Genomic DNA, 13,417 nt, shown 5'->3' with positions numbered 1-13,417 from the left:
GGAATTAAGGAAGTACCTATGAGCAAATACAATAATCGATATCAAGATAATTATTATGATGATCAAGTCCATGTGGACGAAGGTGATCGTCTCAAAGTTAAAATTAAACGTCTCGGCATTAACGGTGAAGGAATTGGTTATTTCGAACGCAAACTAGTTTTCGTTCCGGGCGCACTCAAAGATGAAACGGTGATGGTAACAGTTGAAGCTGACCTTCCCCGCTTTATCCGCGCTTCACTAGATGAAATTCTAGTCCCTAGTGAACACCGAATTGATCCCGTTGATGCTTATGCCAATGAAGTCGGTGGCTTTGAACTCGAGAATTTGGCTTACCCTGAGCAATTAGAGTATAAGCGTGATGTTGTGATTCAATCCCTCGAAAAATTCAAGCCAGCCGGTTATAAGCATTATAAAATTCCAGCTACTATTGGAATGGATGAACCGATTGAATACCGAAACAAGGCCCAATTTCAAGTTCGCGAACAAAATGGTAACGTGGTTGCCGGTTTGTATAAATCACGGAGTCATGACGTTGTCGACCTTAAAACCAGTGCCTTGCAATATCCATTAACCATGAAGGTAATGCGGGCTTTGGTCGCAATGGTAGAAGAATTGCAAATTCCCGTTTATAACGAAGAGCAAAATTCCGGTATCATTAAAACTATTGTTGTGCGGGCCGCTGTAGCCACTAATGAAGTTCAAGTAACTTTTGTAACTCAAAGTGCGAAGTTACTAAAGAAACATCAACTTTTAGAACGAATTAAAGCCGAGCTACCGGAAGTCGTTTCAGTGATGCAAAATATCAATCCCGGTAAAACCTCACTCGTGTGGGGTGAAAAAACTCTTCATTTAGCTGGAAAGACCGCTATTACCGAAATCCTAGATGGATTAGAGTTTGATTTATCAGCTCGCGCCTTTCTTCAGTTGAACCCCTTCATGACCCCGACTCTTTATCACGAGGCCTTTGACGCCCTTCAATTAGATGGTAGCGAAAAGTTAGTCGATACTTATGCTGGCGTGGGAACCATTGGGTTAACCGCTGCTGACTACGTTGCCGAAGTTCGTGGTATGGACACGATTGCCGAAGCGGTAGCAGATGCCAATGAAAATGCCCAAAAGAATGGCATCACTAATGCCCACTATGAAGTCGGTGAAGCCGAAGCCATTTTACCTAAGTGGCTAGACGAAGGCTTTGAACCCGATATTATTATCGTGGATCCACCACGAACTGGATTAGCTGATTCACTGATTGACGCTATCTTAGCAAGTGCGCCCGATCAATTTGTCTACATTTCATGTAACCCATCAACGATGGCTCGCGATTTGGTAAAGTTAACTCGTAAATATCATGTTAACAAAATTCAAACAATCGATATGCTCCCCCAAACCGCTCGGGTTGAAGCCGTCGTAACGTTTACTAAAAAAGACTAGAAAGCAGGAATGACATGCAAAATCCTTTTGGAAATAATGGTAATAATGATGATCAAAATAACAATCAAATTCCCATTCCGCCCAATTTTGCGGTCGTTAAGAATCAAGACGGTAATATGCGCATTGGAAAAGTTGGTTTTTCTTGGACCACTTTATTATTTGGTTTACTTCCCGCCATTTTCCGCTCGGATTGGTACAACTTCTTTTGTATGGTCGGCGTGGAATTAATCGTGGGCATGGGCTTTTCCATGGCCATTGGTCAACCATTTACCACTGCATATCCCATGATTGCTTACGTCCTCCAAATTGGATGGGCCGGTTTTTATAATTTATTTTATTTCCGGCATCTCTTTAATAAAGGTTTTCAACCTGCGGATAAACGTTCCAAAGATTTGTTAATAAGTAGTCATTATTTAAAAGAAGATTAAAAAAGACAGCCTTTTGGCTGTCTTTTTTATATGGTGCTTTAATTTTGGCTTTTTCTAAACGGTTTAGCATTACCTTCCATAACCGAGCTACAAAAGGCAACTTTTTTACCTAACTACAATTAACTGGACCTCCCTAAGCAAACTTCTTACCTAACTACGCTTAGTCTAAATCCAACTTCGGGATTTTGACTATGCTAGGTTAGTGCTCGAAGTCTAAACGCTTAGGTCAGTACCTTCCATTATTCTTCCAATTCATTAATTCTAAACGTCCGAGTTGCCGCTACCGCCGCCTTCCAGCCACGATACAACTTAGCTCGATGATCAGCGGTCATATTAGGTTTAAATAGCCGACCATTTTCCACTAATCCCTTGACCTCATCTAGATCTTTCCAAAAGCCAACTGCTAGTCCAGCTAAAATAGCTGCACCAAAGGCCGTCGTATCTTCATTATTAGCCCGCACAATCGGAATATTTAAAATATCAGATTGAAATTGCATTAAATAACGGTTTCTTGATGCGCCACCGTCCGCCATTAATTGTGGAATTCGAATGTGGGTATCTTGTTCCATCGTTTCCACAATATCTTTAGTAGAGTAAGCAATTGATTGCAAAGTAGCTTTAACAAAATCATTTCGGGTAGTACCACGGGTCATCCCAAATGCTGATCCCCGTACGTCTTGGTCCCAATAAGGGGCCCCCAATCCGTTAAACGCTGGTACCACATAAACTTCATCTTTGTCGGTCGAATTCATCGCTGCTTGTCTAGATTCTGGCACGTTATCAATCATTTCCATGTTATCGTGCAACCAACTCACCGCTGATCCAGCCGCAAAAATAGAACCTTCTAAAGCATAATGAACGGTTCCATCAATATTATAGGCAATCGTCGTTAATAAATTTTCGTCTGACAATTCGGGCTTTAAACCGGTGTTCATAATTAAGAAGGCCCCGTCACCGTAAGTATTCTTCACCATCCCGGGTTCAAACGCCATTTGTCCAATCAAAGCCGCCTGTTGATCACCAACTAAGCCGGCAATCGGCACTTCAATTCCATAAAATTGGTAATTTTGTGTGGTGCCGTAAACTTCACTCGAAGTTTTCACTTCGGGTAACATTGCTAGTGGAATATTCATTAATTTTAAGATATCTTCATCCCAACGTAAGGCGTGAATATTAAACAGCATCGTCCGACTAGCATTAGTGTAATCAGTGACATGATAACGGCCACCAGATAATTTCCAAGTTAACCAGGTATCTACTGTCCCAAATAACAATTCGCCTTTTTCAGCCCGTTCCTGTGCCCCAGGTACGTGATCTAAAATCCAACGAATTTTAGTAGCTGAGAAATATGAATCAATAATTAGGCCCGTTTTTTTATGAATTAAGTTAGCATAACCATCATTATGTAATTGACGGGCTAATTTAGCCGTTTGCTTAGATTGCCAACCAATTGCATTATAAATCGGCTCACCGGTTTCTTTATCCCAAATAATGGTAGTTTCTCGTTGATTAGAGATCCCAATGCCTTCGATATCTTCTGGATGAACACCGGCATCAATTAGTGCACTAGCAATCACTGATAAAACTGAATTCCAAATTTCATTGGGGTCTTCTTCCACCCAGCCACTGTGAGGTAGAATTTGTTCCACTTCTTTATAGCCTTCGATAATTTTGCGCCCGGAGTGATCATAAATCATGGCACGGGTACTGGTGGTCCCTTGGTCAATTGATAAAATATATTTCTTTTGGTCCGTTAACATTTATTTTCTCCTAACTATCGTAAGCGATTTCATTTTTCTTTTTTTAATATTACCATATCCAAAATTTTAAAGGTTTAAATTAAATATAAAAAGCACACTATGAACTATACCATAGTGTGCTTTATCAAACAAATATCCCAATCTTATCGTGATTATTTTCACCGATTATGACTATACCAATTATTAATTGTTACTTTTTAGGGTGCCAACCACAATGTTGGTGCAAGTAGCAACGTTTTCCCGAAGCAAAATCTTGTGGCGAGATTAAGAAGACCGCACCGCAATGATTATCATGAGAAATTAATAGCGGTTCATATGGTCGTCCCTGGTACTCACCGACCCAATGATAGTGGTCCCCGTCACTAGCGTTATTCAATACTTCTTGAGCATAATCCGTGGTTGTTTCAGTCATCTCTTTCACCTCTTGTTATTATTTTCACATATTATACAACGTCTACTTTCTTTTTGAAAGTTAAATAGCTGAGTTATTTGCTTTACATTTATAACAATTAGTCTTACAGTATAGTTTCAATCGAGGTGATATTATGAATACAATTCAATCTAATATTGCAACCCGCCTAGCTCAGGCTAGCCAAAGTCAACAATTTGTGCGGATTACTGCCAACAAAGTTACCCACACAGGTAAAGTTCAAGCAGTTAATGGTGATCACGTCTTTGTAGAATTGCCGGCTAAAGGAGTAGTCATGTTGACTATTAAATCAATCACTCAATTAGATAATTTATAAAATAAAAAAGCTTCGGTTTAAGCTCTCACTTAAACCGAAGTTTTTTATTGCCGTCGTCGCAGTTTTTCCGCTGCATCTTGTCGGCGTCTAGGCGTTAAAACAATGACTTTATCATTATCTTTATAGGCATTTTGTAGTGACTCACCATTCAGGTTTAACGGTACCTGCATGTTGAAAACATCCGCCCACTTATTCATTTCGAGACTGCCACAGCCATTATCAACCCCAAATAGATAATGCATACCGGCCCGCTTCTTTTCGGACCATTTGGTAGAATCATGAGAAGCTAACGTAACTTGTTGTACATCAATTGCATCTACTGCATTAATCAACGTTTGACTATTACTAATCTTATGTTGCACTCCTAAAAAGCGGAAATAACGGCGTAATACCGGTAAAATAGCATTAAAATAAACATCATCAGCTGCAATGTTTCTCGGAAAATACTTAGTAATAATTTCAGTAACAGATGCTGCGGTCCAACGCCGATTATTTCTCAGCTGGTGCCGATAAGATAATCCTACAAATGCTTGCGTGATGTAAAAAGCGTTGGCCTGTTCGCTCTTAGTCAGCTTGTTAAATGACATCGTAGAGCGAAACCGCATAAACCAATAATGATTCTTAGACAGTAATCTTTCAGCGTTTTCTTCTGAATAACCAGTAGTCATATATATCACCTCTGCTTCCTCTGCTTATTGATATGGTATCACGATTATAATGACAACTTGTTAATTTTGATTTGATCTCTAGAAGAGCTATAATAAAACAGATTCTATTTGAAGGAGCGACTTCATGGCAAAAATGCAAGATTTTAACCAGCGGATGTTTTTTCTGGTGATTTCAATTTTTATCAATGCTGCCTCTAATTCACTGGCCATTGCCTCTAACTTGGGGAGTGCCGTTTGGACCGGATCAGGGGTTAACTTGTCGGCTTGGACTGGTATTCCTTTAGGAACGGCCATGTTTATTTATGGGGTAGCCGTTACTATTTTAAACCAATTCTTATTAGGCCATTTTGATCGTCGTCGGTTTGTTTCTAACATCATGTACACTATTCCCTTTAGTTACCTAGTTGAATGGACCGGTTATATTTGGCAATTTCTTGGGGTATCTCAACTGGAGTTAATCCCCCGGCTAATCTTAGACATCGTTGGGTTGTTTGGCGTGGCTGCCGCTGTTTCCATCTACAGCCGCTCGAACTTAATTATGCATCCCAATGATGATCTAGCTTACATTATTCGCTTTAAATACGCCCATGGTAATGCCGTCTCGGCCCAATGGTTGAGCTATATTCCTCCAGTGACCATTATTATTTTAACCTATATTTTCACTGGAACGGTCCACGCTATTGGCTTCGGAACTGTTTGGGCGATTGTGACCCAAGGAGCGGTAATGAAATGGTCTGATTCTCACGTTTTTCCTAGTTTGAAACACCACGTTGATCTTTAAGAAACTCCGCCATCGCATTGATGGCTTTTTTTGTTTCTGGTAAATCGGGCCATAAGATAAAATCATGAAAGCCGTCTTTAAATCGCGTAATGGTCACGTTAGGGTTATTTTCTGACAAATCATCGGCCAACCCTTCACTATCAGGTACCAACATTTCGTCATTACCGTACAGAATTTGGACCGGGCTCGTGACTGAGAGTGTTTCTTGCGTGAAGGTTTGCCGTTGGGCATCTGTTAAGCCCATCCAGAACTGTTTACCAATTTGGCGTAGAGTCGGAATATCTAACATTACGTCTGCGGCTGCCCGCTCCACTACTGGTTGATCACTGAGATTCCAATTGAGCCATGGTGACACTAAAATAGCTGAATTAATCAAATTATCGTGAGTTAATAATAGGTAAAAAGCCAACCAAGCTCCAGCTGAATCAGCCACAATGGTAGTAGTCTTACCGTCTTCTCCTAACCACTCTAAAGCCTCTTCGGCAAATTGAATAATTTGAGCACCATCAGTTTCCTCGTTTAATAGCGGATAATCAGCGATAAATGGTTTACTATGACTAGCCTGCGCCAAAGAATCAATGAAATCAAGCTGCTCTTCGTTGAGTGGCACCCGTAAGGCCCCACCGTGAAAATATAATAATTGCCCTTGAATCGGCTGATCTGCATACATTTCCACTAATTGACCGCCGCCCATCGGAATTACCGATGCGGCCCAGTTGGGGTGCTCCTTAAAAATATTAACTTTTTGATCCGGGTTTAAGAATCTTTCTGCAACCACCCGTTTATAATCGGTCGAAGTTAATCGCCGTTGCAGTCTGCGTGCTGCAAAACTCATGGTGCACCTCCAAAATTATGTAACCGTTTCAATAATTCTCTATATCGAAAATACGTCATTTCTAGTAAAAGGTCAACCTTTGTTAGTACTTAAAATGCTTTCTAGTTAGTGTTATAATGGGTAAAAATAAAGACGATTAAGTGAAGCATCTCAAGCAACTATAAGTAAATGCTTGGGCTTCAATCCGTTTGTATTACTTTTAAAGCCTATTTCACTTTTTCTTAATATAGGTTCACAAAAACTTCATACTTTGTCCTAAAAAACGCAATTTCTATCCTTTATATTATTAATTGTAGATAAGAGATAAGTACTTAAAACCTTGTTTCTATTCCCCCTACATTCCTAATAAATTAAATCCCCCTTTAATTTATTAATCAGTTTTTCATATTTCATATTCTTCCCCTAGAATTGATATAAAAACATCAAATCGACCTCCCCTGGTCGATTTTTTTTATGTCTAAAAAGTTGAGCCTTTAAATTTGCTAGTCTAATTAGATGATGTTATTCTTAGAGTGTGGAAAGGTAATAGTTCACTTGATCGAGATTTTCGTTTCATGATTTGTCTGATTAATGTTACACCATAAGAATCTATGTACGAGTGTTACTATCCGTCAAAGTCGTTCCATTGAGAGATGGTCAAAGTTTAATAGTATCTGTACCAATTAAAAGTTTGGGATAGTAACTTAAGCAACACAGAATTTTGATCCAATTATCTTGTACAGTAAATGATTTTGAACCACGAGAGTATTAAATAACTAATGGCTCTCCCTTATCCACCAAGCTTTAAGTAAAGATCTAACCGATTCACCGAATTGCCCGTAACAAGCATCTAGGGCAGCTCAATAAAGAAGTAATGAGGTTGTTAAGTGATTAAGTATTTAACAGTAGTACCAAGCTCGATCATTTGAGAACTTTCCACAGGAGTCGCGCCTCTGATTAAGGCGTGACTCTTTTTTGTTGACTTCATACTAAAACACCCTCCTGACGAATTAATCAGGGGGGTGTTGATCTTTATAACTTATTTTTTAATTGAGGCTTATTTAAGCGATTCAACCAAATGACTAAAATAAAGGTAACTAAGGCATAGATTGCCCCACCAGGCCCAACAGCATTCATACCCAAATGAGTAACCACCAAACCACCGGTAGCTGATCCTAAGGCAATACCAAAATTAGAAAAAATGGAATTTAATGAAGAAGCTAAAACAATCGATTGCGGATAATCTTTTTCAGCTACTTGTAAAAATTCAATCTGAATCGGTGAATTCAATAATGGCATACTGATAATCAAAAGCATTAATACCAGCACCCCTGCCCCGCTAAAATTAAATGTAATGGGCATTACAATCAATAAAATAAACTGAGCCAAATAAATGGCGGGCATTACTCGAAGACCTGGTCCCTCAGTTAACTTACCGCTAATTTGATTGCCAATAATGTTAGCAATCCCAAAAACAAATAATAAGACGGTCAACATCGTCGTCGAAAAGTGTAACTTAGTGGTGATAATTGGTCGTAAATACGTATAAAAGACGTATATAGCCGCTAAATTAAACATTGGAAGAAACATTCCTACCTGAATGCGACGATCCTTTAAAAGCGCTAATTGACCGCTAATGCTACTAGGTTTTTGTTTAAAGTCTCGCGGCAATGCGACTAAGGTTAATCCCATAGTGATCACCGCTATCACAATGATGGTTAAAAATGAGACCCGCCAACCAAAGTTAGTCGAAATCCAAGTTCCCAAAGGGACTCCTAAAACGGAAGCAATACTAAAACCAGAAAAGACCCATGATAACAACCAACCACGCTTAGCCATCGGGGCAATGCGGCTGACAAACGATAAAGCAATCGAAATGGCTACGCCAGATACCAATGCCGTCACTACCCGCGATACCGCGAACCAGCCAAAGTTGGATGCCGTTAAACTTAAAATATTACCGCTTGTAAAGACCCCCATTAGCGCCAGCAAACTCCAAAATAAATTAGCCTTACCCAGCATTAACGTGATGATGGGTGTACTAATAGCATAAACAAGGGCAAAAATAGTCACGAGATAGCCAATCGTGGCCACTGAAACTTGAAATTGACGTGACAAGTCGTCTAAAATTCCCACAATTAAAAATTCACTAAACCCAAGGGTAAAGGCAATTAACACTAATACAAAACTTTGAAATTTGAAGTACTTCATCGTTTTATCACTTCCTTTTCATATTTTTTCATAAAATCGTTTTTGACAGACTTCAACTATGATACAGGTTCAACTACCGTTCGTCTAGTATAAACAACAGCAAATTGAAAATAAATTGTTTTATTTTCAATTCATTTTCAAAACAAAAAGACCGTCACTGCTCACAGACAATGACGATCTTTTTATTAACTATTATTTATTAAAAGTAGCTAATGAATCTTTAATCAATTGAATAAATTTATCCCGATCAATATTCAATAACACATCGGTATTCTTAGGCTTGCCAGTTAATTCGTAGTAATCACAAACCGTTTCCCCAGTGGTTAATTCACCCTTAGTTTCCACGTCCACGTTCATGTACTCACTTTCAAACATATCTGGATCAATTAACCAGGCAATGGTACATGGATCATGCAAAGGGGCTCCGAAGAATCCCCACTTAGGTGCTTCATGATAAAGTTCAAAGAAGTTCAACAAACCATAAAAGGCGTGAGCGACTGGGTTATCAATCTGATCTAACTCAGCAATTTCTTCTTTAGTAATTTGCGCCTTGTGGGTAACGTTTAATGGTGCCATGGTCAACGGAATTCCCGCATTCATGACAATCTTGGCAGCTTCTGGATCCACGTAAATATTAAATTCAACGGATGGTGTCCAGTTACCTAAGCCCATGGCCCCACCCATGTAAACGATGCGTTCCAGTTTTTGTCCTAATTCTGGGTAAACGCGTAAGAATAAGGCAGCATTAGTCATTGGACCAGTTACAACCAGCGTGATTGGTTCTTTAGACTCACTAATAGTTTTGGCAATCAATTCAATGGCCGTCATGTCTTGCGGTTTAAAGTCAGGGTCTGGTAATTCAGCTCCGTCCAAACCAGACTTACCATGAACATTACCAGCCGTTTCTAATGGTTTCACCAATGGTGTGCGATTCCCACCAGCTACCGGAATATCTTGCCGGTTAAGTAGCGTTAACATCCGCATCGCGTTATTTAACGTCTTTTCTGGGGTTTGGTTACCAGCCGAAGTAGTTACCGCAGCCAATTCAATCTTAGGTGAAGCCACGGCAAGCATCATTGCTAAGGCGTCATCATGGCCTGGATCACAATCAAGAATAATTTTTGTTTTTGTCATTGTAAATTCCTCCAATTAATTATTTGAATGAGCAACTGATTGCGTACTAATCACGTTTTTAGCCGCGATAAAGGTGAAAACACTTAGGATAATCCCTAAAATACTCATCGCCACTACCGCACCAAGAGCAAAGCCCGAAATCTTCATCATCGCTACCGAGATGTTGCTAACAAAACCAACCGCATAAACGAAGTCAATAAACCCTAGAAATGGTAGCGCAAACAGTTTATTCCCTAGTACTCGAACTAGTGCCCACCCGTAAAGGGCTGCCACAAATACGATTGAGCGAACTAAGGAACTGATATCTGGATGACTGTTGCCTAACACAAACGCAATGGCATTACCTAAGGCAAATAAGATGACTACTAATACGACTAATAATGATAGATTTTGACGATTTGATTTCATAACTAAGCTCCTTTATTTCTTAGAAGTAGAATCCAACAATCGTACCGGTCAAGACTGATGCTAAAGTAGCACCCAATAATAATTTCATTGAGAACTTAGCAACGTAAGCACCTTGTTGGGAACTAATTGATTTGATTGAACCAGTAATAATTCCGATGGTACCGAAGTTGGCAAATGAAACGAGGTAAGCAGAAATAATTGCATGAGATTTAGCACTTAATTGAGCAGCCATTTCATGTAAGCTACCCATGGCAACGAATTCGTTAGTGATTAACTTAGTGGCCATCAAACTACCAACTTTAACGATATCGTGAGCAGGAACTCCCATTAAGAAAGCTACTGGTGCAAAAACGTAACCAATTAATTCAGTAAAGCTAATGTGAATAACGGCAATAAAACTGTTGTTTAAGAAGGTAACCAATGAAATGAAACCAATTAACATGGCCCCAACGGTAATAGCTAAACTGAAACCATCAGTAATGTAGCCACCTAGCATTTGGAAGAATGATTCTTTTTCGCCTTCTTGAACTTCGACTGTTTCATCTTCAGCCACTGGTTCGTAAGGGTTAACGATACATGACACAATCAATGAAGATAGAATGTTTAAAAATACCGCTACAACGACGAACTTACCAGGCACCATCTTCATGTATGAAGCTAACATTGCAGCTGATACGGCACTCATTGCTGAGGCACAGATAGTGTATAAACGTTGTTCGTTTAATTTAGAAATTTGATCTTTAATGGTTAAGAAAACTTCTGGTTGACCTAATACGGCAGTAGAAACGGCAAAGTAACTTTCTAGTTCACCCATGCCAGAAACTTTGTTTAAAGCCCAACCGGTCCACTTGATAATGAATGGCAAAACCTTAATGTAGTTCAAAATCCCAACCAAAGCGGAAATAAAGACGATTGGCATTAAAACAGTTAAGAAAAATACGGAACCACCGGGCTTAATCATCAAACCACCAAAGACGAAATCAACCCCGCCGGCAGCTTGTGACATTAACCAACTAAAGAATGCAGAAATACCTTTCAAGGCGTTGATCCCACCAGTTGTATGTAAACATAGGAAAGAAATAACGGCTTGAAGAATGAATAAACGAAGCATGGACATGTAACGAATGTGTTTGCGATCGCTACTAATTAACCAACCAACTACAAACACTAACGCCATTCCTGTAAGTAAAAAGACAAAATTCATGTTGTTCACCTCATAGTTTTATTGTTGACCAAATTTGCGGAGATAAGCGGTAACGTTATCAACAGTCAAATCAACTGGTGTATTACCGGCAAATCGTTCGTGTAAAACTTCGTCAGCATTCTTAACGATTTCATCGCTAGAAATTTCATAATCAGTAAATGAATGAAGACCTAAAACGTTGTCGCGGAAGTCTTTATAACTTGTAACTGTAATTTCAATAATTTGTTCTGGAGTGGCATCTGCTGGGAAAGTAGCCCCCAAAATTTGACCAATTTCGCGAACCTTCTTAGGCATAGCGTGACCAACTAGTTCCAACACACCTGGCAAGGCATAAGCAACGGCTTCACCATGAACAATGTGATATTTAGAACCTAAGATGTGAGCGGTAGAATGACCAATGTTAGTACCGGCATTGTTTAGCATCCAACCAGCTAAACTAGCAGCCACCATTACGCGTTCGCGAGCTTCCCGATTTTGACCATCGTGAACTGCAGTTGGTAAATAGTTATAAAGTAAAAACATTACTTTTTCGCAAAGTGCATCAGTCATAGGAGTGGCCAAGTTAGATAAGTAACCTTCAGCGGCGTGAGAAAAAGCATCTAATCCAGTCGCAATGGTCATCCCTTTTGGCAAAGTTAATACCAAATCTGGGTTCAATACGGCGTATTCACTGACCGCATTGTCAGCTAAAATGGCAATTTTTTGTTGCGTTTCTTTGTTAGTAATTACTAACGCATTAGACATTTCACTACCCGTACCAGAAGTGGTTGGCACAGCAATCAAGCCTGGAGTGTGGGCAATTTCTCGACTTTCGCCAGCATAGTCTCTAATGTTACCACCGTTAACGCGAACAATGTTAATGCCGCGAGCAACGTCAATCGAACTACCACCACCGATAGCGATGATACTATCTGAATTATTATCATTAAACGCTTTAACCCCAGCATCAACTACTTCAGCTGGTGGATCAGGAACGATTTTATCAAAAACAGCATATTCAATATTATTGTCAGCTAATTTTTGTTTAGCAGCTACCACCGTCTCCACGGTGTTTAAGAAACCATCCATGACGAATAATGGGCGTTTGTAGCCCTCTGTATTCAAAATATCTAGTAAGGTCTCAGCCAAGTTATCGGTGTTAACCACTTTGACATTTTGAAGCATTTTATAATTTACCAAATTATTTCTTCCTTTCGTTAAACAGATGTTGTTGAAACCAGCCACCTAACGCCTGAATCGTTGGACCAGTCGTTAAAGCGGTTACAATGGTGATGAGACCAAACTTCCCACCAAGTAGGAAGCCCGCAGTCATCAAAACAACGTCAAAGGTAATCTTGCTCCGGCGAATACTCCAACCAGTTCGATCTCGAATCGTTAACATAAAACCATTAAAAGGGTCGACCCCAATGTCAGCGGCAACAAACAAACTAATGCCGACATAGTACAGGCTAATCCCCACTGCCGCTCCCAATAACCGGGTAGGCAATGTGTGACTGGTAAAAATCAACGGATATAAATGAGAACCAATGGTAATGAATAAGCCGTAGGGAATCAGGTACATGGCGGTCCCAATATTAACGTAGTGACGACCAATTAACCATAAAATGATGACTAGTCCAACGTTAATAAAGTTAGAAACAAATCCTAGCCGCACCAACGGAATGTGAAAGGCAGCGCGAATACCGTCATAAACAATACCGACCGGATCATTACCTAGGCCAGTGTTGTTATTAAACGCCACGCCTAGACAAACTAGAAAGATGCCCAACATCGCAACGACCACTTTTTTAACGGTTAGACGACTCTTAGTCGTTGTTACGTCCCCCATTGAG

Annotated in this window: 14 protein-coding genes; 4 read left to right on the top strand and 10 right to left on the bottom strand. The window is 39.8% G+C overall.

The window, feature by feature from the left end; translation table 11 throughout:
• The first annotated feature begins 18 nt into the window (after positions 1–18).
• Positions 19–1,431 (top strand): 23S rRNA (uracil(1939)-C(5))-methyltransferase RlmD, encoded by a 1,413-nt coding sequence (gene rlmD, locus HII32_RS03805; RefSeq protein ID WP_172188455.1) that lies wholly within the window; start codon positions 19–21, stop codon positions 1,429–1,431.
• 14 nt (positions 1,432–1,445) lie between these two features.
• The gene (locus HII32_RS03800) at positions 1,446–1,859 is read left to right on the top strand and encodes a hypothetical protein (protein ID WP_172188453.1); all 414 of its coding nucleotides are present in this window, start codon (positions 1,446–1,448) and stop codon (positions 1,857–1,859) included.
• A gap of 239 nt (positions 1,860–2,098) precedes the next feature.
• Here HII32_RS03800 and glpK read toward each other — a convergent pair whose 3' ends face one another.
• Positions 2,099–3,619 carry a glycerol kinase GlpK gene (gene glpK / locus HII32_RS03795; RefSeq protein WP_172188451.1) on the bottom strand — a complete coding sequence of 507 codons (1,521 nt, stop codon included), beginning with the start codon at positions 3,617–3,619 and terminating at the stop codon, positions 2,099–2,101.
• 190 nt (positions 3,620–3,809) lie between these two features.
• The gene (locus tag HII32_RS03790; RefSeq protein WP_172188449.1) at positions 3,810–4,031 is read right to left on the bottom strand and encodes a hypothetical protein; all 222 of its coding nucleotides are present in this window, start codon (positions 4,029–4,031) and stop codon (positions 3,810–3,812) included.
• Between the two features lie 133 nt (positions 4,032–4,164).
• On the opposite strand from HII32_RS03790, the gene HII32_RS03785 reads away from it, so the two are divergent.
• Positions 4,165–4,365 (top strand): hypothetical protein, encoded by a 201-nt coding sequence (locus HII32_RS03785; protein WP_172188447.1) that lies wholly within the window; start codon positions 4,165–4,167, stop codon positions 4,363–4,365.
• Positions 4,366–4,409: 44 nt separating this feature from the next.
• Here HII32_RS03785 and HII32_RS03780 read toward each other — a convergent pair whose 3' ends face one another.
• A complete protein-coding gene (locus HII32_RS03780; protein ID WP_172188445.1) occupies positions 4,410–5,033 on the bottom strand; it encodes a hypothetical protein in 624 nt (207 codons plus the stop codon).
• 124 nt (positions 5,034–5,157) lie between these two features.
• On the opposite strand from HII32_RS03780, the gene HII32_RS03775 reads away from it, so the two are divergent.
• Positions 5,158–5,814: a YczE/YyaS/YitT family protein gene (locus tag HII32_RS03775; RefSeq protein ID WP_172188443.1), complete on the top strand. Its 657-nt coding sequence runs from the start codon at positions 5,158–5,160 to the stop codon at positions 5,812–5,814.
• On the opposite strand, the gene HII32_RS03770 is transcribed toward HII32_RS03775, so the two are convergent.
• The 7 genes from HII32_RS03770 to HII32_RS03740 all read right to left on the bottom strand — a co-directional run bounded on the left by HII32_RS03770 (position 5,786) and on the right by HII32_RS03740 (position 13,413).
• Positions 5,786–6,649: an alpha/beta hydrolase gene (locus HII32_RS03770; protein ID WP_172188441.1), complete on the bottom strand. Its 864-nt coding sequence runs from the start codon at positions 6,647–6,649 to the stop codon at positions 5,786–5,788. The two genes, HII32_RS03775 and HII32_RS03770, sit on opposite strands and share 29 nt — an antisense overlap.
• A gap of 1,011 nt (positions 6,650–7,660) precedes the next feature.
• The gene (locus HII32_RS03765) at positions 7,661–8,839 is read right to left on the bottom strand and encodes an MFS transporter (RefSeq protein ID WP_172188439.1); all 1,179 of its coding nucleotides are present in this window, start codon (positions 8,837–8,839) and stop codon (positions 7,661–7,663) included.
• 192 nt (positions 8,840–9,031) lie between these two features.
• The gene (gene rihA, locus HII32_RS03760; RefSeq protein ID WP_172188437.1) at positions 9,032–9,973 is read right to left on the bottom strand and encodes a pyrimidine-specific ribonucleoside hydrolase RihA; all 942 of its coding nucleotides are present in this window, start codon (positions 9,971–9,973) and stop codon (positions 9,032–9,034) included.
• A gap of 15 nt (positions 9,974–9,988) precedes the next feature.
• On the bottom strand, positions 9,989–10,381 hold the full coding sequence (locus tag HII32_RS03755) for a hypothetical protein (protein ID WP_172188435.1): 393 nt from the start codon (positions 10,379–10,381) through the stop codon (positions 9,989–9,991).
• Positions 10,382–10,400: 19 nt separating this feature from the next.
• Complete coding sequence (locus HII32_RS03750) at positions 10,401–11,585, bottom strand: NupC/NupG family nucleoside CNT transporter (protein ID WP_172188433.1); 1,185 nt, start codon at positions 11,583–11,585, stop codon at positions 10,401–10,403.
• Between the two features lie 18 nt (positions 11,586–11,603).
• Entirely contained in the window at positions 11,604–12,764 is a 1,161-nt protein-coding gene (locus HII32_RS03745) for an iron-containing alcohol dehydrogenase (protein ID WP_246224812.1), read from the bottom strand.
• Position 12,765: 1 nt separating this feature from the next.
• Positions 12,766–13,413: a YczE/YyaS/YitT family protein gene (locus HII32_RS03740; RefSeq protein WP_172188431.1), complete on the bottom strand. Its 648-nt coding sequence runs from the start codon at positions 13,411–13,413 to the stop codon at positions 12,766–12,768.
• Between the last annotated feature and the right edge of the window lie 4 nt (positions 13,414–13,417).

Source organism: Lentilactobacillus kribbianus (assembly GCF_013184075.1).
Classification (GTDB): Bacteria; Bacillota; Bacilli; order Lactobacillales; family Lactobacillaceae; genus Lentilactobacillus; species Lentilactobacillus kribbianus.
This window is presented reverse-complemented; position numbering and strand designations above follow the sequence as displayed.

Coding starts and splice junctions, on each gene's coding strand:
- rlmD (WP_172188455.1), top strand. CDS start 19: ATGAGCAAATACAATAATCGATATCAAGATAATTATTATGATGATCAA.
- HII32_RS03800 (WP_172188453.1), top strand. CDS start 1,446: ATGCAAAATCCTTTTGGAAATAATGGTAATAATGATGATCAAAATAAC.
- glpK (WP_172188451.1), bottom strand. CDS start 3,619: ATGTTAACGGACCAAAAGAAATATATTTTATCAATTGACCAAGGGACC.
- HII32_RS03790 (WP_172188449.1), bottom strand. CDS start 4,031: ATGACTGAAACAACCACGGATTATGCTCAAGAAGTATTGAATAACGCT.
- HII32_RS03785 (WP_172188447.1), top strand. CDS start 4,165: ATGAATACAATTCAATCTAATATTGCAACCCGCCTAGCTCAGGCTAGC.
- HII32_RS03780 (WP_172188445.1), bottom strand. CDS start 5,033: ATGACTACTGGTTATTCAGAAGAAAACGCTGAAAGATTACTGTCTAAG.
- HII32_RS03775 (WP_172188443.1), top strand. CDS start 5,158: ATGGCAAAAATGCAAGATTTTAACCAGCGGATGTTTTTTCTGGTGATT.
- HII32_RS03770 (WP_172188441.1), bottom strand. CDS start 6,649: ATGAGTTTTGCAGCACGCAGACTGCAACGGCGATTAACTTCGACCGAT.
- HII32_RS03765 (WP_172188439.1), bottom strand. CDS start 8,839: ATGAAGTACTTCAAATTTCAAAGTTTTGTATTAGTGTTAATTGCCTTT.
- rihA (WP_172188437.1), bottom strand. CDS start 9,973: ATGACAAAAACAAAAATTATTCTTGATTGTGATCCAGGCCATGATGAC.
- HII32_RS03755 (WP_172188435.1), bottom strand. CDS start 10,381: ATGAAATCAAATCGTCAAAATCTATCATTATTAGTCGTATTAGTAGTC.
- HII32_RS03750 (WP_172188433.1), bottom strand. CDS start 11,585: ATGAATTTTGTCTTTTTACTTACAGGAATGGCGTTAGTGTTTGTAGTT.
- HII32_RS03740 (WP_172188431.1), bottom strand. CDS start 13,413: ATGGGGGACGTAACAACGACTAAGAGTCGTCTAACCGTTAAAAAAGTG.